This window comes from Streptomyces paradoxus, from assembly GCF_014202475.1.
Lineage (GTDB): Bacteria > Actinomycetota > Actinomycetes > Streptomycetales > Streptomycetaceae > Streptomyces > Streptomyces paradoxus.
On the sequence record NZ_JACHGV010000002.1, the window covers coordinates 592,047 to 613,860 of the forward strand.

Annotated in this window: 19 protein-coding genes; 10 read left to right on the forward strand and 9 right to left on the reverse strand. The window is 71.6% G+C overall.

What is annotated here, in order from left to right; all coding sequences use genetic code 11:
* Positions 1 to 8: 8 nt before the first annotated feature.
* Positions 9 to 818: an Fpg/Nei family DNA glycosylase gene (locus tag HNR57_RS07605; protein ID WP_184558091.1), complete on the reverse strand. Its 810-nt coding sequence runs from the start codon at positions 816 to 818 to the stop codon at positions 9 to 11.
* Positions 819 to 1,143: 325 nt separating this feature from the next.
* Positions 1,144 to 1,629 (reverse strand): ribose-5-phosphate isomerase, encoded by a 486-nt coding sequence (locus HNR57_RS07610; protein ID WP_142163952.1) that lies wholly within the window; start codon positions 1,627 to 1,629, stop codon positions 1,144 to 1,146.
* A 279-nt stretch (positions 1,630 to 1,908) separates the two neighbouring features.
* Here HNR57_RS07610 and HNR57_RS07615 point away from each other — a divergent pair, with 279 nt between their 5' ends.
* Entirely contained in the window at positions 1,909 to 3,399 is a 1,491-nt protein-coding gene (locus tag HNR57_RS07615; RefSeq protein ID WP_184558094.1) for an amino acid permease, read from the forward strand.
* 92 nt (positions 3,400 to 3,491) lie between these two features.
* On the opposite strand, the gene HNR57_RS07620 is transcribed toward HNR57_RS07615, so the two are convergent.
* Positions 3,492 to 5,375 carry a protein kinase domain-containing protein gene (locus HNR57_RS07620; RefSeq protein WP_246554381.1) on the reverse strand — a complete coding sequence of 628 codons (1,884 nt, stop codon included), beginning with the start codon at positions 5,373 to 5,375 and terminating at the stop codon, positions 3,492 to 3,494.
* 241 nt (positions 5,376 to 5,616) lie between these two features.
* Between HNR57_RS07620 and HNR57_RS07625 the strand changes: the two genes are divergently transcribed.
* Positions 5,617 to 6,342: a hypothetical protein gene (locus HNR57_RS07625; protein WP_184558100.1), complete on the forward strand. Its 726-nt coding sequence runs from the start codon at positions 5,617 to 5,619 to the stop codon at positions 6,340 to 6,342.
* Positions 6,343 to 6,429: 87 nt separating this feature from the next.
* On the opposite strand, the gene HNR57_RS07630 is transcribed toward HNR57_RS07625, so the two are convergent.
* Positions 6,430 to 7,011 (reverse strand): biotin transporter BioY, encoded by a 582-nt coding sequence (locus tag HNR57_RS07630; protein ID WP_184558103.1) that lies wholly within the window; start codon positions 7,009 to 7,011, stop codon positions 6,430 to 6,432.
* A 460-nt stretch (positions 7,012 to 7,471) separates the two neighbouring features.
* On the opposite strand from HNR57_RS07630, the gene HNR57_RS07635 reads away from it, so the two are divergent.
* The 7 genes from HNR57_RS07635 to HNR57_RS07665 all read left to right on the forward strand — a co-directional run bounded on the left by HNR57_RS07635 (position 7,472) and on the right by HNR57_RS07665 (position 15,285).
* A complete protein-coding gene (locus HNR57_RS07635; protein ID WP_184558106.1) occupies positions 7,472 to 8,671 on the forward strand; it encodes an ROK family protein in 1,200 nt (399 codons plus the stop codon).
* 231 nt (positions 8,672 to 8,902) lie between these two features.
* Positions 8,903 to 9,961, forward strand: a complete 1,059-nt coding sequence (locus HNR57_RS07640; protein ID WP_184558109.1) for an ABC transporter substrate-binding protein — start codon at positions 8,903 to 8,905, stop codon at positions 9,959 to 9,961.
* A complete protein-coding gene (locus HNR57_RS07645) occupies positions 9,958 to 10,821 on the forward strand; it encodes an ABC transporter permease (protein ID WP_184558112.1) in 864 nt (287 codons plus the stop codon). The genes HNR57_RS07640 and HNR57_RS07645 overlap by 4 nt, the downstream gene beginning before the upstream one ends.
* Positions 10,797 to 11,531: an ABC transporter ATP-binding protein gene (locus HNR57_RS07650; protein ID WP_184558115.1), complete on the forward strand. Its 735-nt coding sequence runs from the start codon at positions 10,797 to 10,799 to the stop codon at positions 11,529 to 11,531. The genes HNR57_RS07645 and HNR57_RS07650 overlap by 25 nt, the downstream gene beginning before the upstream one ends.
* Positions 11,528 to 12,871, forward strand: a complete 1,344-nt coding sequence (locus HNR57_RS07655; RefSeq protein WP_184558118.1) for an LLM class flavin-dependent oxidoreductase — start codon at positions 11,528 to 11,530, stop codon at positions 12,869 to 12,871. Before HNR57_RS07650 ends, HNR57_RS07655 begins: the two co-directional genes overlap by 4 nt.
* Before the next feature lie 13 nt (positions 12,872 to 12,884).
* Complete coding sequence (locus HNR57_RS07660; RefSeq protein WP_184558121.1) at positions 12,885 to 13,778, forward strand: TauD/TfdA dioxygenase family protein; 894 nt, start codon at positions 12,885 to 12,887, stop codon at positions 13,776 to 13,778.
* A 121-nt stretch (positions 13,779 to 13,899) separates the two neighbouring features.
* On the forward strand, positions 13,900 to 15,285 hold the full coding sequence (locus tag HNR57_RS07665; protein ID WP_184558123.1) for an amino acid permease: 1,386 nt from the start codon (positions 13,900 to 13,902) through the stop codon (positions 15,283 to 15,285).
* Here the strand turns inward: HNR57_RS07665 and HNR57_RS07670 are convergent, their stop codons facing one another.
* Together HNR57_RS07670 and HNR57_RS39160 are read right to left on the reverse strand one after the other, a co-directional pair.
* A complete protein-coding gene (locus tag HNR57_RS07670; RefSeq protein WP_221342167.1) occupies positions 15,286 to 17,478 on the reverse strand; it encodes a tetratricopeptide repeat protein in 2,193 nt (730 codons plus the stop codon).
* Positions 17,475 to 17,894, reverse strand: a complete 420-nt coding sequence (locus tag HNR57_RS39160; protein WP_221342168.1) for a hypothetical protein — start codon at positions 17,892 to 17,894, stop codon at positions 17,475 to 17,477. The genes HNR57_RS07670 and HNR57_RS39160 overlap by 4 nt, the downstream gene beginning before the upstream one ends.
* A gap of 151 nt (positions 17,895 to 18,045) precedes the next feature.
* Between HNR57_RS39160 and HNR57_RS07675 the strand changes: the two genes are divergently transcribed.
* A complete protein-coding gene (locus HNR57_RS07675) occupies positions 18,046 to 18,696 on the forward strand; it encodes a superoxide dismutase (RefSeq protein WP_184558128.1) in 651 nt (216 codons plus the stop codon).
* A 111-nt stretch (positions 18,697 to 18,807) separates the two neighbouring features.
* On the opposite strand, the gene HNR57_RS07680 is transcribed toward HNR57_RS07675, so the two are convergent.
* Genes HNR57_RS07680 through HNR57_RS07690 form a run of 3 tightly spaced genes read right to left on the reverse strand, consistent with a single transcriptional unit; the run spans position 18,808 to position 21,701 of the window.
* Positions 18,808 to 19,584 carry an SAM-dependent methyltransferase gene (locus tag HNR57_RS07680; protein WP_184558132.1) on the reverse strand — a complete coding sequence of 259 codons (777 nt, stop codon included), beginning with the start codon at positions 19,582 to 19,584 and terminating at the stop codon, positions 18,808 to 18,810.
* A gap of 12 nt (positions 19,585 to 19,596) precedes the next feature.
* Positions 19,597 to 20,220 (reverse strand): histidine phosphatase family protein, encoded by a 624-nt coding sequence (locus tag HNR57_RS07685; protein WP_184558135.1) that lies wholly within the window; start codon positions 20,218 to 20,220, stop codon positions 19,597 to 19,599.
* Positions 20,217 to 21,701 (reverse strand): FGGY-family carbohydrate kinase, encoded by a 1,485-nt coding sequence (locus tag HNR57_RS07690; protein ID WP_184558138.1) that lies wholly within the window; start codon positions 21,699 to 21,701, stop codon positions 20,217 to 20,219. Before HNR57_RS07690 ends, HNR57_RS07685 begins: the two co-directional genes overlap by 4 nt.
* Positions 21,702 to 21,814: the final 113 nt, after the last annotated feature.

Below are 21,814 nucleotides of genomic sequence, written 5' to 3' on the forward strand. Positions count from 1 at the left end.
GGGGTTCCTCAGGGGCGCTGGCAGGTCGGGCACCAGAAGAGGTTGCGGGCGGCGAGGTCGGCGGTGCGGATCTCGCCGCCGCAGATGTGGCAGGGCAGGTTGGCCCTGCGGTAGACGTACACCTCGCCGCCGTGGTCGTCCACGCGGGGCGGGCGGCCCATCGCCTCCGGGGTGTGCTCCGGGCGGACGGTGTCGATGCGGTTGTTGCGGACGCCCTCGCGCATGAGGCCGACGAGGTCGGTCCAGATCGCGTGCCACTCGGTGGGGGTGATGTCCTTGCCGGCGCGGTACGGGTCGACGCGGTGCCGGAAGAGGACCTCCGCGCGGTAGACGTTCCCCACGCCGGCGATGACCTTCTGGTCCATGAGGAGGGCGGCGATCGTCGTACGGCTGCGGGTGATGCGGCGGTACGCGGTGTCCGGGTCGGCGTCGTCGCGGAGCGGGTCCGGGCCCAGGCGGTCGTGTATCGCCTGCTTGTCCGGGGGCGTGATGAGGGCGCAGGTGGTGGGGCCCCGGAGGTCCACGTAGGTGGTGTCGTCCGCCAGGCGGAGGCGCACGGTGTCGGTGGGGGGCGGTTCGGGGGCCGGGCCGAAGGTGACCTTGCCGAAGAGGCCGAGGTGGATGTGGATCCAGTCGGTGTCGCGGAAGCCGAGGAAGAGGTGTTTGCCGTGGGCTTCCGTGTGGGTGAGTTCCGTGCCGGTGAGGAGGGTGGCGGCGGGGGTGAACTTGCCCTGGGGGCTGGTGGTACGGGGCTTGGTGCCGAGGAAGGCGGTGGCGTAGTCCTGGGCCAGGCGGTGGATGGTGTGGCCTTCCGGCACGGGGTCTCCCTGTGATCGTTGCGGTTGCCCTCCGGGCCGCCGCCCGGTCGAAGCGCCTGGTGGCTCCGCCCCGGGCGGACCTCGCCCACCCGCCTGCCCGACACGGTTGGCCGAGAGGCCAGATCGAAACGCCGCGGGGCTCCGGCGGGGACTTCGTCCCCTGCTAGCCCTCTCGGGGGCTCCGCCCCTGGGCACCCCCGCGGAAAGCCGGCCCCGCCCTCAGCAGGGCTCCGGCCTTGCCGGGACTGAACTCCCGCCCCCACCCGATCGCAAAACCCGGGCACCGGTGACACCGGGCCCGGGAGGTCGCGGACTCAGGGTCGGGCTACTGCTGCGGGTGGTGCGGGGGAATCGGGGGCAGGTCGCCGGTCGTCTCGTAGGCGGACAGCATGTCGATCCGGCGGATGTGACGTTCGTCACCGGAGAACGGCGTTCCGAGGAACGTCTCCACGAACTTCGTCGCCTCGTCCTGCGAGTGCATGCGCGCGCCCACCGCGACGACGTTCGCGTTGTTGTGCTGACGGCCCAGGGACGCCGTCTCCTCGCTCCAGGCGAGGGCCGCACGGACGCCCTTGACCTTGTTCGCGGCGATCTGCTCGCCGTTGCCCGAGCCGCCGATGACGACGCCGAGGGCGTCGGGGTCCGCGGCCGTGCGCTCCGCCGCGCGGAGACAGAAGGGCGGGTAGTCGTCCTGGGCGTCGTAGATGTGCGGGCCGCAGTCGACGGGGTCGTGACCCGCCTCCTTCAGCCACTCGACGAGGTGGTTCTTGAGTTCGTAGCCCGCATGGTCCGAGCCGAGGTACACGCGCATGGGACGAGTGTGACACGGGTGTTTCGGGGAAGGCGCGCGGGGTGGCGCTCATGAAAACCCTGGGCGAATGTGAGCCGCATTACGGAAGCTCAGGAAAACCTCAAGTAACAATCTGGATTCAGAGGTTCTCCTAGCCGTTCGCCTCCGATTCACTGGACCGGCTCGTACACCGCTCGTACGAGTCCCCCGTACACCGGCGTGCCGCGAAACACCCCGTTCGTGCGGCTCGCACGGTTCCGTGCGGAAGTACAGCTCCCCGGCGCAAAGGAAATCCGTTCCATGACCTCGCAGCCGACTCTGAACAAGACCGGAAACGACCCCGGAGGCCCCGGAGAACCCGGAGCCGAGGGCTCCGGGCTGCAGGCCGGGCTCAAGAACCGGCATCTTTCGATGATCGCCATCGGCGGTGTCATCGGCGCTGGGCTCTTCGTGGGCTCCAGCTCCGGTATCGCCACCGCCGGGCCCGGCATCCTCCTGTCGTACGCACTCGTCGGCACGCTCGTGGTGCTGGTGATGCGGATGCTCGGTGAGATGTCGGCCGCCAACCCGACCTCGGGTTCCTTCTCCGCCCACGCCGACCGGGCCCTCGGGTCCTGGGCCGGTTTCTCCATCGGCTGGCTGTACTGGTTCTTCTGGGTCGTCGTGCTGGCCGTCGAGGCGACCGCCGGCGCCGTGATCCTGGAAGGGTGGATCCCGGCCGTGCCCCAGTGGGGCTGGGCTCTGATCGTGATGGTGGTGCTGACCGCCACCAACCTGGTCTCCGTCGGCTCCTACGGCGAGTTCGAGTTCTGGTTCGCGGGCATCAAGGTCGTCGCCATCGCCGCGTTCATCGTCATCGGCGGACTCGCCGTGTTCGGGCTGCTGCCCGGTGTGGACAGTGAGCAGGCCGGGCTGAGCAACCTCACCGAGCACGGCGGCTTCCTGCCCAACGGGGCCGGCGCCATCCTCACCGGTGTGCTGCTCGTCGTCTTCTCCTTCATGGGCAGTGAGATCGCCACCCTGGCCGCCGGTGAGTCCGAGAACCCGCAGCAGGCCGTCACCAAGGCCACCAACAGCATCATCTGGCGTGTCGCCGTCTTCTACCTCGGCTCGATCGCCGTCGTCGTGTCCCTGCTTCCGTGGGACAGCAAGGCCATCAGCAAGGACGGCTCCTACGTCGCCGCGCTCGACTCCCTCGGCATCGCGCACGCCGGTCAGATCATGAACTTCATCGTGCTGACCTCGGTGCTGTCGTGTCTGAACTCGGGTCTCTACACCGCCTCTCGCATGGCCTTCTCCCTCGGCCAGCGCGGTGACGCGCCGAAGGCCTTCGCCCGCACGACGTCCAACGGCGTGCCGCGCACGGCGATCCTCGCCTCCGTCGCCTTCGGCTTCGTCGCGGTGTTCTTCAACTACAAGTTCCCGGACTCCGTCTTCCTGTTCCTGGTGAACTCCAGTGGCGCGGTCGCCCTGTTCGTGTGGCTGGTGATCTGCTTCTCCCAGCTGCGCATGCGGAAGATCATCAAGGCCGAGGCGCCCGAGAAGCTCGTGGTGAAGATGTGGCTGTACCCGTACCTGACCTGGGCGACTGCCGGACTGATCGTGTTCATCCTCGGCTACATGCTCACCGACACCGAGCACGACGGGCGCCAGACCATCCTGCTGTCGCTGCTCGTCGCCGCCGTGGTGCTCGTCATCGCCTTCGTGAAGAAGGGGGTGCGCGGGGGACGGCCGGCCGCCGATGCCCCGCAGGCTCAGGGCGAGGAGCGCAGCGAGGTGTCGGCCGGCTGATCCTCCGGCCGCCGCCTCTCCGTTCGCGGTGAAAGGGGCCTGTGGTGCGTGCTGTCGCGCGCCGCAGGCCCCTTTCGTCTGCCCACGGCCGTCTACAGCACCGTGAAACTGTCCCTGACCTTCTCGTAGGTGGCGAGTGCCTCCTGCTCGATCCCGGCGTCGTACCACGTGTTGACCTGGTACGACTTGCCGGTCACGTTGAAGCCGAGCAGACGGGCGTGCCAGTGGACGCCCTTCAGCGTGAACGTGTACTCCCAGACCACCGCCGGGTGGCCGCGGAACGTCGTCTCCTCCAGGCGGATCTTGCGGTAGTCCTGGCCCTGGTGGGCGTTGCGCTCCGAGGTCTGCCAGGTCTCCAGCAGGTCACCGCGGGCCAGGGAGGACTTGCCGACCAGTTCCTGGGCGCCGTCCGGGGAGGTGTAGTGCACCTCCGCGCCCGTCTTCACGTCCCGCCGCCAGCCGTCCGGCGTCGCCCAGGCGAACCCGCCGGCCTCCCGGTGTGTGCCGGGCGGCAGGGTCTGCGGCCTGGTGGTGCCCTCGACGGTGGGCGAGGGGGTGGTGGTGCCGCCGGTGGTGACCGGCGCGGACGCCGAGGATCCGGCGCGGGGAGTGCCGCCGTCACCCGGTGAGCCTGATGACGTCGCCAGCAGGATGGCGACGACGGTGCCGGCGGTGGCGAGGGTGGCTGCCGCGGCCGTGAGCACGGTACGGCGGCGGCCCGGGCGGGGACGTGGGCCTGGTGCGGCCGGGACGGCCGGCCCGGGGAGCTCGCCCGGCGGCATCGGCGTGGGCGCGGGGTGGGGGCGGTGCTCGGTCTCCGCCTGGGCGCGGGTGAGGGAGACGGGACCCCGGGGCTGTGCGGACGCTTCCGCGGGTGTGGTGTGTGCGGGGTGGGGGTGCGGGCCCGGGACGGGGGCGGGTTGGCGGGGGTCCTGGGGCGCCGGGAGGCAGGCGGGGGTCGGTGATTCCTGCGGGGGTGCGGGCGCAGGTGCCCGCGACTGCTGGTCCAGGGCCGGTTGTGGCCCTCCGAGGGTGGTTTCCAGGTGTGGGGCGGGCTGCGGCGGCAGACCCGGCGCGGACCCCTCCGCCCCGGACTGCGGCTCCGGCTCCGGCTCCCGTACCCGTTCCGGCTCCGCCTCCCCCGGTCCCACCCCGACCGCCACCGTCGGTGTCGGGACCGGGAACGCCACCGGTCGCAGCGCCGTCTCCAGCGCCTCCAGGTCCGGGCGGGCCGACGGCTCCTTGGCCAGCAGGGACGTCAGGATGTCCCGCAACGGGCCTGCTGCGGCGGGGAGTTCCGGTTCCTCGTACAGGACCGCGTGCAGGGTCGCCAGCGTGGTGTCGCGGGAGAACGGGGAGCGGCCGCCCAGGGCCGCGCAGAGGGTCGCGCCCAGGGACCAGATGTCGGACGGCGGGCCCTGGGGGCGGCCGGAGATGCGCTCGGGGGCCATGTAGTCGGGCGAACCCACCAGCATGCCTACCATCGTGAGCGCCTTGGCGTCCTGGATGGCGGCGATCCCGAAGTCCGTGAGGACGACGCGCCCGCCACGGCCGGAACCGGTGCCGTTGCCGCGTCCGGATCCGGCCACCCCGTCCGCGGGTTCCACGAGTACGTTGCCGGGCTTGATGTCGCGGTGCAGTACGCCCCGTTCGTGCACCTGCCGCAGCGCCGCGACCAGACCCAGTCCGATGCGGGCCGTCTCGCCGGGGCTCAGCGGGCCCGTCTCCGCGAGGATCCGTTCGAGGGAGCGGCCCGCGACCAACTCCATGACGATCCAGAGGCGTTCACCCTCGTCGACCACGTCGTAGACCCGTACGACGTTGGGGTGGTCGATCCGGGCCGTGGCCCTGGCCTCGCGCAGGGTGCGTTCGCGGCGGGTCCCGCTGTCCTCCGCGTCGAGACCGTCGATTCGCATTTCCTTGACGGCGACCGGCCGGTCGAGTATTTCGTCGGCGGCTCGCCACACCCGCCCCATTCCCCCCTGGCCGATACTTTCGACCAACCGATAGCGTCCCGTCACCAATATCCCTGGAACACCGCCGCTGTTCGCATTTCCCGGCAATCCGCTGCACCCCCTCCACGACACCGCGACCGACTCCAGTGAAACACAACGGTCACACTTCGTGCCGCACCAGGATAGTGCGGTGAAATCTTGTGGTACCTCTTTCAGTGCTGCGAATTCAGGCGCAGCCCTGGGGGACGCAAGGGGGACGAACATGAGTTCTCGTCGTTCGACAGCGGTCGCGGGATCGCTGGTCATGGCATCTTTTTCGGCGGTGTTGATCCTTTCCGGCACAGCCGGGGCGGAGGACGAAGGGCCGCCGAGCGGCAAGGGGGGAAAGGCGGTTGACGAGGCACCGGCGGGCGTGAAGCTCACCACGCTGCTGCCCGGGAAGATCTCGGTCGACAACGACTCGGAAAAGACGGCGATTACCGCCACGGTGAAGAACGAGGGGAGCAAGGACAGCGGGAAGATCAGGCTGTTGGTCGTCGGATTCGACGGCCTTGCCGTCAAGGGCGTCGAGGGATGTTCGGCGATACCCGAGAACGGACTTCCGGAGGGTTCGAACAGCGGATTCGCATGCCCGATCGACAATCTCGCGGCCGGTGAGTCGAAGTCGTACGCCGTCGATGCGACGTTCGACCTCGGCAAGACCGGGAAGATCTGCCTGCCCGTGCAGACGGGCGACGGGAAGAAGACCTTCTGGCAGCAGGGCCCGGTGCCGTTCGGCACGAGCAACCCGTCGCCGAACGCCCCGGCCACGCCCCTGCTGCTCGGTACCGACAACGAGCCGGCGGGCCCGGGCGGCAAGGAGCTGCCGAAGACCGGTCCGGCCCGTGACCTGCTGCCGCTGGGCGCGGCGGGGGCGTCGCTGCTCGCGGCGGGCGTGGCCGGAATGTGGTGGTCGCAGCGGCGTCGGCCGGGGGTTCAGGAGGGCTGAACCAGCCGCTGTCGCGCCGTGCGGAACGCGGAGAGGCCCGCCGGGGGGTCATCGCCCCCGGCGGGCCTCTCCGCAACGCCTGTGGTGTCAGCGCTTGTTCGCGAACTTCCAGGCCGTCGGCAGGGCGCCCATCGCCAGCGCCGCCTTCAGCGCGTCGCCGATGAGGAACGGCGTGAGGCCGGCCGCGATCGCGGCGGTGGCGGACATGCCGGTGGCGAGGGCCAGGTAGGGCACGCCGATGGCGTAGATGATCGCCTCGCCCACCAGCATCGTGCCGGCCATGCGCAGCACCGAGCGGTCGGCGCCGCGGCGGGCCAGGGCACCGACCACGGTGGTGGCAAGGATCATGCCGAGGATGTAGCCGAAGGAGGGCGCGACACCGGAGGAGGCGCCGGCGAACCACGGCACACCGGCGATGCCCGCGAGGGCGTACAGCGCGAGCGCGAGGAAGCCGCGGCCGGCGCCGAGGGACGTGCCGACGAGCAGCGCGGCGAAGGTCTGGCCCGTCACCGGCACCGGGGAGCCAGGCACGGGCACGGAGATCTGGGCGGCGAGGCCGGTGAGCGCGGCGCCGCCGAGCACGAGGGCCGCGTCCCGGACTCGGGAGGAGGGGAGCAGGTCGGCGAGGACCTGCCCGGCGCGGGCGGGTGTTGCGGCAGCGGTGCTCATGGGGACTCCGCGAGGGTGAGGGCCGGTGGGACATCGTGACGCTATCCCAGCGTGCCCGGCCCGATCACCGTCAGCCGTCCACAAAGGCGTGGACCGGCCGTTGGTCGGCTTCGTACAAAGGGTGCGGGTTACAGCCAGTGCCGCGTGATGCCGGTCACGGTGATGGGGTGCCATGCGCCACGAGAACGGGACAGCACGCGTCTGTAGGTTTCCCCCAAAGACGGATTCCAAGGCTCTGTGCCGCCGTCTCGCCCGTCGGTCGCCGTCTGGGCAGCCCCGGGCCGTTTTGCTAGCGTCGCGAACATGGTTGCCCAGGCCCGGTACTTCTCGTCGCGTCGCTATGTCGACCTGCGACGCCAGGGCACGGCCACCTGTCGCCGCCCGGTGTGAGGCGGGGCGGAGGGATCCGGCTCGCCGAACGAGACGGCGCAGTGTCGGACCGGCCTCCAGGAAGATTCCCATGCCCCCTACCGCGGCTCCCCTTCTGACGTCCCCCATCCCCCGTGTCGCCGACAGCGACCGGCGCCGCACCAGCGCGAGCGTCGTCCTGCGGTCCGTGCTGGAGCACGGGCCGGTCGCGCGCAGCACCATCGCCCGGCTGACCGGCCTGTCGCCCGCGTCGGTCACCGACTACTGCGCCCGGTTCGCCGAGTTGGGCCTCATCCGGGAGTCCGCCGTGCTGCGGCGGTCCAAGGGTGTGGGGCGGCCGCACCTGCCGGTCGACCTGGACGACTCCCGGTTCGTGGTGGGCGGGGTGCACGTGGCGGTGCCGTACACCACGGTCGCGCTGCTGGACCTGCGCGGGCGGGTACTGGCCCACAGCGAGGTGAAGCACGAGGGGCCCGAGCCCGGGCAGGTGCTGGCCCGGGCCGCCGACGCGCTGGCGGCGCTGCTCGCCGGGGTCCCCGGCAGCAGGGCGCTGGGGGTCGGGTTCGCGGCGGGCGGCTGGGTGGACCGGGACTCGGGCACCGTCGTGGAGCATCCGCTGCTGGGCTGGCGCGAGGTGGCGGTGCGGGAGGTGCTCGGGGCGCGCACCGGGCTGCCGGTCCATGTGGACGGGCACGCGCGGGCGTTGGTGAACGCGGAGCGGCTGTTCGGGCGGGTGCGGGGCAGCCGCAGTGTGCTGCACCTGTTCGCGGGCAATGTCGTCGACGCGGCGTTCGCCACCCATGACGAGGTGCACCACGGGCCGCGCTCCCAGGCGGGGGCGATCGCCCATCTGCCGGTGCCGGGCGGCACGGAGACCTGCGACTGCGGCCGGGTGGGCTGCCTCCAGGCCGAGCTGAGCGAGCGGACGCTGTGCCGGCGGGCCCGTGCGGCGGGGGTCGTCGACGGGGTGAACCCGATGCACGTGGTCGATGCCGCGGCGGGCGGCGACCCGGTGGCCGTGCGGCTGCTGCGGGAGCGGTCGCGGCGGGTGGGGCGGGCGGTCGGGCTGCTGCTCGATGTGCTCAATCCCGAGCGGGTGGTCGTGACGGAGATCGGGGTCATGCACCGTGCGGACTGTCTGGCCGCGCTGCGGGAAGAGGTCGGAGCGGATCGTGCCGCGACCGTCTCGCCGATCAGTTTCCCGGATTCCGTCCTTGCCGTGGCGGGTGGTTCGGTGGCGCTCGACGTCCTCTATCGGGATCCGCTGGCCGCGTCACCTGACGCTATTTAATTCAGAAACTCGGAATGTTGACAGGACGGGCCGCTGACCAGGAACATCCTGTTCATGAACCCGCTCACGAGCTGTCGCACTCTCTGTTGCTGACCCGTTGACGCGCCCAGGCGCCCGTTCACGGAGCGCCTTCTTCTTCCCCGTGTGAAATTCACGTGAATTCCCCTGCCCGGCTTTTCCTGTCCGGAATTCCGCGTGCGGTGCCGCCTTCCATACCCAGGGAGTCCTCCCATGCCCTCTCCTCACCTGCCCGGTCTCGACCGGCGTCTTTTCCTCACCTCACTGCTCGGCGTGACGGCCGCGGCGGCCGGACTGAGCGGCTGCGCGGACAGCAGCGCCGCGGCCGGCGAGACGGCGTCCGACGCTCCCCTGGCCTCCAAGGTCCCGGCGGGGACGAGCCTGAAGATCTCCTCGTACCAGAACGCGCAGCAACTCCAGTTCCAGCTGGCCGGGTTCGACGATCTGCCGTTCAAGGTGTCCAACTGGCTGAACATCGGCGCGGGCCCCGATGTCATCAACGCCTTCCGCGCGAAGTCCCTGGACGTCGCCAACAACGCCGGGATTCCGCCGATCCAGGCGCACTACCAGGGTTTCGACGCGAAGATCGTCGCGATCAACATCACCCGCAAGCCGAACTACCTCTTCGCCACCAAGCCCGGCAGCGACATCCGTTCGGTCGCCGGGTTCAAGGGCAGGCGGCTCGCCTTCTCCCAGGGCCAGGCGCAGGGCGTCGTCCTGCTGCGGGCGCTGAAGAAGGCCGGGCTGGCGTACGACGACGTGGAGCTGGTGCCGCTGACCAGCAACCAGTTCCTCACCGCCCTGCAGTCCGGGCAGGTGGACATCGCCCCGCTCGCCAATACCCAGGCGCCCGCTTATCTGACGCAGTACAAGTCCGCCCGCACCATCACCACGGACGTGGTGGACCTGCTGAACCTGTTGTGGGCGCCGGTGTCGGTGCTGAACGACCGGGCGAAGGCCGCCGCCGTCGCCGCCTACGTGCCGTACTGGGCGAAGAGCCAGGTGTGGACGTACGAGCACCCCGACGAGTGGAACGAGCGGTTCTACGTCGGGACGCAGAACCTGACCCTCGCCCAGGCGAAGGCGGTCACCGCACTGGCCAACAAGCCGCTGTTCCCGCCCCGCTGGGACGAGGCGATCCGCTGGGAGCAGGAGACCGCCGATCTGCTCGCGGCGGGCGGCTTCGTGAAGAAGTTCGACGTCTCCGAGCTCTTCGACCACCGCTTCGAGCCGCTGGCGGCGAAGGCCGTGCCCGCGGAGTACCGGAGGTGACCGCCGTGACCACGACGACGCACACGACCGCGACGGCCCCCGCGGCGCTCGCCCCGGTGGAGGGGACGCACCAGGTGCGCCGGCGCCGGCGGCTGGCCCCCGGCAAGCGGCTGCCCGCCACCCGGCTCGTCGGGCCCGCCGTCGTCCTCGCCCTGTGGAGCGTCGCCTCCGCGGCCGGGCTGCTCGATGCGGGCGCGATCCCGGCCCCCTGGACCGTGCTGGAGACGGGCAGCCGGCTGTGGAGCGCGGGCACGCTGCCGAACGACATCCTGACCTCGCTGCAGCGCGCGGCCACCGGCTTCTCGATCGGTCTGACCGTGGGGATCCTGCTGGCGCTGGCGTCCGGGCTGACCCGGACCGGGGAGGCGCTGATCGACGGGACGGTCAACCTCAACCGGGCCATCCCCACCCTGGGTCTGATCCCGCTGTTCATCCTGTGGCTGGGCATCGGCGAGACCTTCAAGATCGCCATCATCGCGATCGTCGTCTACATCCCGATCTACCTCAACACACACGCCGCGCTGTCCGGCATCGACAGCCGTTTCGTCGAACTGGCCGAAGTGCAGGGGCTGTCCAAGCTCCAGTTCATCCGGCAGGTCGTCATCCCCGGCGCGCTGCCCGGCTTCTTCGTGGGACTGCGGCTCGGTGTGACCGGGTCCTGGCTGGGTCTGGTGGTGCTGGAGCAGATCAACGCCACCAGCGGCCTCGGCTACATGATGTTCCAGGCGCAGAACTACGGCCAGACGGACGTCATCCTCGTCGGCCTGGTCGTCTACGGCGTCTTCGGCCTCATCTCCGACAGCGCGGTCCGTATCGTCGAACGGAGGGTGCTGTCATGGCGCCGCACACTGAGCAGCTGACCCGTCCCGCCGTCCGGCTGCGCGGCCTGACCCGGTCGTTCGAGGGGCGCACGGTCCTCGACGGCATCGACCTCGATCTGCCCGCCGGGCAGCTGACGGCCCTGCTCGGGCACAGCGGCTCCGGTAAGAGCACCCTGCTGCGGGCGATCGCCGGACTCGACCACGGCGTCGCGGGAAGCGGGCAGCTCACCGCGCCCGAGCGGGTGTCGGTGGTCTTCCAGGACTCCCGGCTGCTGCCCTGGCGGCGGGTCCTCGACAACGTGCTGCTCGGCGCGGAGGGCAAGGACGCCGGGCGCAAGGGCCGTGAAGCCCTGGAAGAGGTGGGGCTGAAGGGCCGCGAGCGAGCGTGGCCGGGCCAGCTGTCCGGCGGCGAGGCCCAGCGCGCCGCCCTGGCCCGGTCGCTCGTAACGGAGCCGGAACTGCTGCTGGCCGACGAGCCGTTCGGGGCGCTGGACGCGCTGACCCGGATCCGGATGCACGGCCTGCTGCGGGAGCTGTGGGAGCGCCACCGGCCCTCGGTGCTGCTGGTCACCCACGACGTGGACGAGGCGATCGTGCTCGCCGACCGGGTGCTCGTCCTGGAGAAGGGCCGCATCGGCCTCGACCTCACCATCGACCGCGCGCACCCGCGGTCGTACCGCGACCCCCTGCTCGGCGAATACCGGGAGCGGCTGCTGGCCGCGCTCGGTGTCACGGAGGACCACCGATGACCCGCAGACAGCTGCACCTCAACGCGTTCCTGATGAACACCGGCCACCACGAGGCGTCGTGGCGACTGCCGGAGAGCGACCCGTACGCGAGTGTCGACCTGGCCCACTACGTACGGCTCGCCCGGATCGCCGAGCGGGGCACCTTCGACTCGCTGTTCCTCGCCGACGGCCCGCAGCTGTGGAGCAGTGTGGGCCAGCGGCCCGCCGGGGCGCTGGAGCCGATCACGCTGCTGACGGCGCTGGCGACGGCGACGGAGCACATCGGCCTGATCGCCACGGCCTCCACCTCGTACAACTCGCCGTACAACCTGGCCCGCAAGTTCGCCACGCTGGACCACATCAGCGGCGGCCGGGCGGGCTGGAACATCGTCACGACCGCCGGTGCCGAGGCCGCCCGGAACTTCGGTCTGGACGCCGAGCCGGCGCACGCCGAACGGTACGCGCGGGCCGCCGAGTTCCTCGACGTGGCGCTGAAGCTGTGGGACAGCTGGGAGGACGACACGATCGTCGCCGACAAGGCGGCGGGCGTGTGGGGCGACGACGCGAAGATCCACCCGCCCCGGCACCGGGGCCGCTACTTCAGCGTTGAAGGCGCGCTCAACGTGCCCCGCTCGCCCCAGGGTTATCCGCTCCTCGTGCAGGCCGGTTCCTCCGAGGACGGCAAGCGATTCGCCGCACGGTACGCGGAGGCGGTGTTCACCGCCCAGCAGACCGTCGAGGACGCGCGGGCCTTCTACACCGACCTCAAGTCCCGGACGGTCGCGGCGGGCCGGGACGCCGACCACATCAAGGTGCTGCCGGGCATCGTCCCGGTGATCGGCTCCACGGAGGCCGAGGCGCGGGCGCACGAGCGGGTCCTGGAGGAGCACATCGTGCACACGCACGGAGTGAACCACCTGGAGCGGCTGCTGCACCTGGACCCGGGCACCCTGGAGCTGGACGGCCCGCTGCCGGCCGATCTGCCGCCGGAGAGCGCCATCGAGGGCGCCAAGAGCCGCTACACGCTGATCGTCGAGCTGGCCCGGCGCGAGCGGCTCACCGTGCGGCAGCTCATCGGGCGGCTGGGCGGAGGCCGCGGGCACCTCACCTTCGCCGGAACGCCCGAGCAGGTCGCCGACACGATCCAGCTCTGGTTCGAGTCGGGCGCGGCCGACGGCTTCAACATCATGCCCGCCCTGCTGCCGTCCGGCCTGGAGGCCTTCGTCGACCACGTCGTCCCGATCCTGCGCGCCCGCGGCCTGCTCCGCACCGAGTACGGCAGTCCCCGCCGCACCCTGCGGGAGCGGTACGGCCTGCCGCGCCCCGCCAACCAGCACGTCATCGCCCCCGCACTCGTCTGAGAGGAACTCCGCCATGAGCATTCAGATCCACAAGGTCACCGCGAACATCGGCGCCCGCGTCGAGGGCGTCGACATCACCCGGCCCCTCGACGAGGAGACCTCCACCGCCCTGCGTGAGGCGCTCAACGCCCACAAGGCCCTGGTCTTCGACGCGGAGGGCCTGGACGACGCGGGCCAGCAGGCCTTCGTCCGCCACTTCGGCGACATCACCACCGCCCATCCGACGGTGTCGGCCGTCGACGGCGCCCCGAACGTGCTGCCCGTCGACAGCGAGGGCGGCCGGGCCGCCAACCACTGGCACACCGACGTCACCTTCGTCCTCAACCCGCCGCAGGCCACCAGCCTGCGCAGCATCACCGTCCCGCCCTACGGCGGCGAGACGCTGATCGCCAGCTCGGCCGCCGCCTACCGCAACCTGCCCGAGTCGCTGCGCGGCCTCGCCGACACGCTGTGGGCCGAGCACACCAACGACTACGACTACGCCGTCCCGGAGGAGGACGTCGACGAGGAGCAGTCCGCCCGGCGCGCCCAGTTCACCTCGATCAAGTACCGCACGGTCCACCCGGTGGTCCGCGTCCACCCGCTCACCGGGGAGCGAGGCCTGTTCATCGGCGGCTTCGCCCAGCGGATCGTGGGCCTGTCCGCCGGCGAGTCCCGCAAGATCCTCGACCTGCTCCAGGCGTACGTCACCCGGCCGGAGAACGTCCTGCGCCACCGTTGGTCGCCGAACCAGCTCGTCCTGTTCGACAACCGCATCACCCAGCACTACGCCGTCGACAACTACGACGGCCTGCCCCGCCGCCTGCACCGGGTGACGGTGGCCGGGGACATCCCCGTGGGCATCGAGGGCAAGGAGAGCTACGTCATCGAGGGCGACGCCTCGCACTACACGCCGGTCGCCGCGTAGTCACACTGAGCTACGTGACTGTCCGCATGCTGGGATGCCTCTCCGTCACGACGGAGAGGCATCCGAGACTGGCGGCGTTTTTGCCCTCGTACGCCCCTCACGCATTGGACGAGCCGCGCCCATGCCCAGCAGCACCACCCAGACGCCGACCGGCACGGACGGCGTCTCCCTCTCCCACGGCCTGAAGCAGCGCCACCTGTCGATGATCGCGCTCGGCGGGGTGATCGGAGCCGGTCTGTTCGTCGGCTCCGGTGCCGGTATCGCCGCCGCCGGTCCGTCGATCGTGGTCGCCTACGCCCTCTCCGGTGTCCTCGTGATGCTGGTGATGCGGATGCTCGGCGAGATGTCGGCCGCGTATCCGTCGTCGGGGTCGTTCTCGGCGCACGCCGAGCGGGCGATCGGCCCCTGGGCCGGATTCACCGCCGGCTGGTCCTTCTGGGTGCTGCTCTGCACGGCCGTCGGCCTGGAGGGCATCGGCGCCGCGAAGATCGTCAGCGGCTGGCTGCCGGGTACGCCGGAGTGGGCGTGGGTGGCGCTGTTCATGGTCGTCTTCTGCGCCACGAACCTCGCGGCCGTGAAGAACTTCGGCGAGTTCGAGTTCTGGTTCGCGGCGCTGAAGGTCGGCGCGATCACCCTGTTCCTGGTGCTGGGTGTCCTGGCGATCCTCGGGATCCTGCCCGGCACGGACTCGCCGGGCGCGAGTCACCTCACGGACTTCCTGCCGAACGGCAGCGAGGGCCTGGTCATCGGCCTGCTCGCCTCGGTCTTCGCCTACGGCGGCCTGGAGACGGTCACCATCGCGGCGGCCGAGTCGGAGAACCCCGTCCAGGGCGTCGCGAGCGCGGTCCGCACGGCGATGTGGCGCATCGCGCTGTTCTACATCGGCTCGATGGCCGTCATCGTCACGCTCGTCCCCTGGGACTCCAAGGAGGTCGTCGAGAAGGGCCCGTACGTCGCCGCCCTCGACGAGCTCGGCATCCCGGGCGCCGGCCAGCTGATGAACGTGGTCGTGCTGGTCGCCCTGCTGTCGGCGATGAACGCCAACATCTACGGCGCCTCGCGCATCGCGTACTCGCTGGTGGAGCGCGGCCAGGGCCCGAAGGGTCTTGGCCGGGTCTCGGGCGGGGTGCCGCGGATCGCCGTGCTGGCGTCCTCGGTCTTCGGCTTCCTGTGCGTGCTGCTGAGCTACTGGCGGCCCGACGACGTCTTCGCCTGGCTGCTGAACATGATCGGCGCGGTGATCCTGGCCGTCTGGATCTTCATCGCCGTCTCGCAACTGCGGCTGCGCCGCCGCCTGGAGCGTGAGTCCCCGGAGAAGCTGGCCGTGCGTATGTGGGCGTTCCCCTGGCTGACCTGGGTCGCCCTGGCCGGCATGGCCGCGGTCTTCGTCCTGATGGCCCGCGAGCCGGACACGCGGGTGCAGCTGTACTCGACGGGCGGGATGATCCTGGTCCTGGCGGCGGTCGGGTACGCCTGGCAGCGGACGCGGGCCAGGGCCGAGGACTGATCAGCCCCGGGCCTCGGCCTGCCAGGTGGCGACCCAGGCCCGGTCATGGGCGGCGAACGGGTGCTCCTCTCCGAGCACCCGTGCCCGGTGTTCGGACAGCTCCTTCATCATCCTGATGGCCTCGTCGGTCCTGCCCAGGGCATGGGTGATCCGGGCGGTGAGGGAGGTGGCCGACAGGGTGAGGGGATGGTCCGGGCCCTGGAGCCGGAGCCGGTCGGCCAGCACCTGGCGGGCCATGGGTTCGGCCTCCTCGTGGCGGCCGAACTCGAACAGGCCGCCGGCGTAGTCGTGCCGGGCCAGCACCGTCGTGGGATGGTCCGGGCCCAGGGCACGCTCGCAGGCCCCGACGAGCGCCGGCCCCTCCTCCGCGAGCTCCCGCTCCTTGCCGAGCTGGGGCAGGATCTCGATCAGCCCGCACCAGATGAACAACGCCTCCGGGCTGTCCTCCCCCAGCGTCCGCCGGTAGCCGTCCAGCGCCCGCCTGCCCCAGCTCTCGGCCTCCTCGTCCCGGTCGAGCAGATCGAGCGACTGGGACAGCGCTGCGCAACTGTGCAGCGTGTCCACGTCGTCGGCCCCGAGCAGAGCCTCCCGGCGTTCCAGCACCCGACGGTGCAGCTCCTCCGATTCGGCGAACCGCCCCATCCGGAACAACGCCGTGCCCTGGAGGTGCTCGGCCTCCAGGACCAGCCGGTGCTCGGCGCCCAGGACGCCCCGGGCCGCTGCGACGACCGTGGGCGCGAGCACCAGTGCCGCCGCGTAGTCCCCCGACTCGTAGACCTGCCGCAGGACCCGGACCCCGAGGGCCGCGGTCCGTTCGTCAGCGGCCGCCGTGAGCAGCCTCGTCACGTGCGGTGCCAGCAGCGCGAGCCGGCTCCGCGTCGCGGGGGAGTCGGAGCCCTCGCCGGGCAGGGCGGCCTCCAGGAGTGAGGCCGCGGCCCGTGCCACGATCGCCCGCCGGTCCTCGGGCACTCCCCCGGCGACGCTGTCGAGCAGCACCCCGTGGGCCCGTACGCAGCGCACCCCGTCCACGGTGACCAGTTCGGCCAGCGAGTGGTCGATCAGCCCCTTCAGCGCCGGCTCCAACTGCTCGGGGCGAAGGGCGGGTTCGAGCCCGTCGGGGGTCACCTCTCCCCGCGCCACCGGCACCAGCACGCTCAAGGGCACCGGATCCGCGGCCAGGAACGACAGCAACCGCAGCAGTGTCGTCGCCTCGGGAAGCCCCTGCCCCGCCAGGGCGTCCAGCGACAGCTGCCAGGTGCGGCCCACCAGTTGGCGTGACTGGCTGCCGCCGTGCCCGGCCGCTCCCCTGTCGACGATCACCGTCGACTCCTCGCCGAGCTTGCGGTCGTACTCGTCCATGGACCACGACTCCAGGAGTTGGTGGGAAAGATGGGAGCCGGCGAGCGTGAGGGCGAGCGGCAGACGGCCCAGGCGCTCGGCGACCTTCCGTGCCGATGCCAGGTCGCCCGCGTCCGGCGCGAGATCGCACAGCACCTGGGCCGCCTCCTCCAACGGCAGGACGCCCAGGGGGTGCCGGTGGACGCCCGGTCTCCGCCACAGCGGCGACGTGGCGTGGCGGGTCGTGACCAGAACCGTGCCGCGACCGCTGGCCCGGAGCCAGGCACCGCCTTCCAGAACCGTCGGGTCGTCGGCGTTGTCGAGGACGAGGAGCCACGGGGCGCCGGAGTGGTCGAGGTAGTGCCAGACGAGGTCGGCGGCAGCGCGCCGGCCCGCTGCCGCGGCGGCGAGCTCATCCGCCCCCGCACCCCGGTCCCCGGCGACCGCCAGCATCCCGGCGCGCAGGGACATCAGCTCGGACGCGTTGACCCAGAAGCCGACGCGCCCGTGTGCGCGCACCGCCTCGGTGAACAGCCAGTAGGCCAGCGCGGTCTTGCCGCAGCCGCCCATGCCGTGCACGACGTGCACCTCACCGCCGGGTCCGGCGACGGCCGCGCCGAGCCTCTCGCGGAGTTGCTCACGGTCGCGCAGGATGCCCGGCGCCCGGCCGACCAGCGGCATCCGTACGGAGTCGGGAGCGGTCGGCCCGGCACCCGCCAGGGCCGCGGCCTCCCGCCCGAACAGCGGGCCGCCCGCACCGGCCCCGTAGTGATGGTGGTGTTCCTCGATGTACTGGTCGCCGGAGGTCTGGAAGATCCGCCCCTGTCCCGAGGCCCGGGCGCCGAGTTCGCTCATCGCTCGGTGATGTGCTGGTCGCGTCCGGCCTGGTAGACCCGGCCGCTGCCGGAGACCTCGGCGCGCAGCCGGACGTCCACCACGGACTGTGCCTCCGGGGGCTGGGGGTTCAATTCCGCGAGGATCCTGCGCAGTTCGTCGGCCACCTCGGGCCGGGCGACCAGGAGCCGGCGGACCCTCGCCTGCCACTCGGCGGTGAGTTCGGACTCGGTGTCGGCGTCGCCGGTTCGCCGGGCGAGCAGGAGGTCCTCGCGGGTGGCCTCCAGTTCGCCGTCGACGGCCTCCGCGCGGTCGGGCTGGAAGCGCTGCCAGAGGGAGACGAGGCCCTCACGGGCCGACTCCCAGGTCTGGCCGACCATCAGCGTCACCATCGTCGTTCCCGCGGTTCTGGCGAGTTCGGCGATCTCGGGCCCCATGGCCGCCCCCTTTCCCTACGAGGACCGATAGTAGGTCGCGCTCCGCCGGGCGCGCACCGCCGTTCCGCGCGTCCGCCCCGCTCGGCCCTCTTCTTGCTGTTAGCGTGTATCTGCAAGCTTGTTGCAATAAGGTCCGGAGGGGATCCCGCCCATGCCCGTCTACACGTTGCCTGAACTGCCCTACGACTACTCCGCGCTCGCCCCCGTGATCAGCCCCGAGATCATCGAGCTGCATCACGACAAGCACCACGCCGCCTATGTGAAGGGCGCCAACGACACGCTGGAGCAGCTTGCCGAGGCGCGGGACAAGGAGACGTGGGGGTCGATCAACGGGCTGGAGAAGAACCTGGCCTTCCATCTCTCCGGGCACATCCTGCACAGCATCTACTGGCAGAACATGACCGGTCCGAAGGACGGCGGCGGTGGCGAGCCGCTGGCGCAGGACGGGGTGGGTGAGCTCGCGGACGCGATCACCGAGTCCTTCGGGTCCTTCGCGAACTTCAAGGCGCAGCTGTCCAAGGCCTCCGCGACCACGCAGGGCTCCGGCTGGGGCGTGCTCGCGTACGAGCCGCTGAGCGGGCGGCTGATCGTGGAGCAGGTCTACGACCACCAGGGCAACGTCGGCCAGGGCGCCACCCCGATCCTCGTCTTCGACGCCTGGGAGCACGCCTTCTACCTCCAGTACCGCAACCAGAAGGTCGACTTCATCGAGGCGATGTGGCAGGTCGTCAACTGGCAGGACGTGGCCCGCCGTTACCAGGCGGCCAAGTCCCGCGCGGATGTGCTGCTGCTGGCGCCCTGAGTCCGTGAAGCGTCCTGCCTCGTGATCGTCTTCTCACCCTTCACGACCGGCAGGCGGAAAGAAGGAAACCCCCGCGAGGACATGACTCGCGGGGGTTTCCCGTGGTGCGCGCTACGGCTTGCGGCCCACGCCGCCGTGCTGGCCGATCGGCTCGGCCTGCGCGCCCGGCTCGGGGCGCCACAGCGGCACCGAGACCACGCCCGGCTCCACCAGCTCCAGGCCCTCGAAGAACGCCTCGATCTGCTCGACCGGCCGCAGGAAGTACGGGACCGCGCCGGTCTCGTTGTAGGCGTCCTGCGCCTGCTCGTAGGCCGGGTCCGTGCCGCGGGAGCCCTCGTTGAGGGAGAGGTGGCTGCCGGACGGCAGTGGAGCCATGAGGCGGCGGACCAGGTCACGGGCCTGCTCGTAGTCGGCCACGTGCCCCAGGATGCCGCTGAGGATCAGGGCCGTGGGCCGGGTGAGGTCGAGGGTCTTCCCCGCGGCCTCGATGATCCGCTCGGGCTCGTGGAGGTTGATGGGCTCGTACGCCGTGGCGCCCTCGGGGGTGGAGGTGAGCAGGGCGCGGGCGTGGGCGAGGACCAGCGGGTCGTTGTCGACGTAGACGATCCGCGCCTCGGGGGCGAGGCGCTGGGCGACCTCGTGGGTGTTGTCGACGGTCGGCAGGCCGGTGCCGACGTCGAGGAACTGCCGTACGCCGGCCTCCTGGACGAGGTAGCGGATGCTGCGGCCGAGGAAGGCGCGGCTGCTGCGGGCGATGGTGACGATGCCGGGGAAGACGGCGGTGTACGCGTCACCGGCCGCCTCGTCCACCGGGTAGTTGTCCTTGCCGCCCAGCCAGTAGTTCCAGATCCGGGCCGAGTGCGGCACCGACGTGTCGATCTGCGTCATGTGCCCATAGTGCTACGGCACATCGGCCTCGCACGGCACATTGAGTGAGAGGAGTGCGGCGGAACCGTCGGGGTTCACGCGCAGTTCGCTGATGGCCGCGTTCCGCAACCGCGGGAGCACTCTGCGGTACTCGCTCACCGGGATCGACAGCAACGTGCACAGCACCAGCCGCAGCAGGGTGTTGTGGGCGACGACCAGGACGCGTTCGCCGGGGTGGGCGGCGGCGATGCCCCTGAGGGCGCGCACGCCGCGGGCCGCCGCCGCACGCGGGTCCTCGGCGCCCGGGAAGGAGTGCTCCACCGGGTCGGCCCGGTAGGCCGCGGCCCACTCCGGGTCCTCGGCCTCGAACTCGGCGAGCGTCCGGCCCTCCAGCACACCGAAGTCGCATTCGCGCAGGTGGGGTTCGCTCTGGGCGGTGAGGCCGAGGGCGCGGCAGGCGGGCTCGGCGGTGGCGACGGCGCGGGACAGCGGGGACGTCCAGATCGCGTCGACGGGATGGGCGGCTGCCCACCGGCCGAGGGCCTCGGCCTGGACGCGGCCGGTGTCGGTGAGGTCGATGTCGCTGATGCCGGCGTAGCGGTTCTCGGCGTGCCAGACGGTCTGTCCGTGGCGGACCAGCAGAAGGGTCGTACTCATGACGCGGAAGTATCCCGGCTCAGGCGGCTGTGTGCGTGCGCGGCGACCGGGCCGGGCAGCCAGCCGCGGTCCCGCAGGGCGTCGACCAGACGCGCGTACGGCTCGGCGAAGACCGCGGTGCGGCCGGGGCGGGGGTCGACGACGGTCCGGACGCGCACCATGCGTTCGGCGACGTCCGCGAGGGCCCCGGCCTCCGACGCCCCGTAGACGGCCAGTGCCGCCATGCCCAGGGCCGGTTCGGTCTGCCGGGGGACCCGGGCCGGGCGGCCCAGGATGTCGGCGCGCAGCTGGTTCCAGTACGGGCTGCGGGCACCGCCGCCCGTGAAGGTGAGGGGGCCGTCGAGGGGTGCGCCGAGATGGTGCAGGTAGTCCAGGCACAGCCGCTCGGCGTAGCCGACTCCCTGGAGGAGCGCCGCCCACAGGTCGGCGTCCTCCACGGGGTCGCCCAGGACGAACGGGGTCGCCTCCGGTGCCCGGAAGGGGAACCGCTCCCCCGGCGAGACGAGGGGGTAGGCGACCGCGTTGGACGGCTCGTACGCCCTGGCCGGTGCGTCCATCCCGGACGGGTCGGCCCCCGGGAAGTGCGCCGCGAGCGCCCCGGCCCCGACGCTCGACGCCCCGCCGGGCAGCCAGGTGCCGTCCGGGGCACGGTGGTTGTAGACCACTCCGTCGGGGTCGTGGACCGGGTCGCGGGCGGCGCCCTTCAGCACGAGCGTGGTGCCGAGCACGGAGTTCCAGGAGCCGGGCCGCAGTGCGCCCGACGCGATCTGGGCCGCGCAGCCGTCGGTCATCCCGGCGAGCACCGGTGTGCCGGCGGGGATGCCGGTGGCGTCGGCGGCGGCCGGGCAGACCTCGCCGAGGCGCGTCCCCGGGCGGACCACCCCCGGCAACAGACCGTCGGGCAGGCCCAGCCGGGCCAGGGCGGCCTCCGGCCAGCGGTCGCCCGCCAGGTCGTAGCCCGTCTTCAGGGCATGGCTGGAATCGGCGAGCGGCGGCTCGCCCGTGAGCCGGCCGACGACCAGGTCGGGCTGGTGCGTCAGGCGCAGCGAGGTGCCGCCGTACTCCCCCAGCAGCCACAGCGCCTTCGGCAGCGCCCAGGTGTCCTGGACCGCGAGCCCCGCCTCCCGCGCCCGCGCGGCCTGCGCCTTCGCCCGCCCGTCGTCGTACATCAGCGCGGGGCTGACCGGGCGGCCCGAGCCGTCCGTGAGCAGGACCGTGCCGGACGTGCCGCACACCGCGAGTCCGCCGACCGGCAGACCGGGCGGCGCGGAGCCGAGGGCCGCCCGCGACGCCTCGCACAGCGCCGCCCACCACCGCAGCGGGTCCTGCTCGTGCCGCACCCCGTCCCGCCGCCCCGTGAGCGGGGCCGAGCCGCTGCCGAGGACCGTGCCGTCGGCGGTGACGAGCAGCACGCGGACGCTCTGCGTGCCCAGGTCGACGCCCAGCCAGCCCGCACCCTCGCCCGCACCGTCGTTCACCATCCGGAACCTCCCACGCCGTCGCAGCCGGATCTGTGAACTTCTCACTGTGCCCCGATATTTTCCCGTGCGCGAGGGATTGACGCCCAACTTCAGCCGTTCCACCCTCTGTTAAC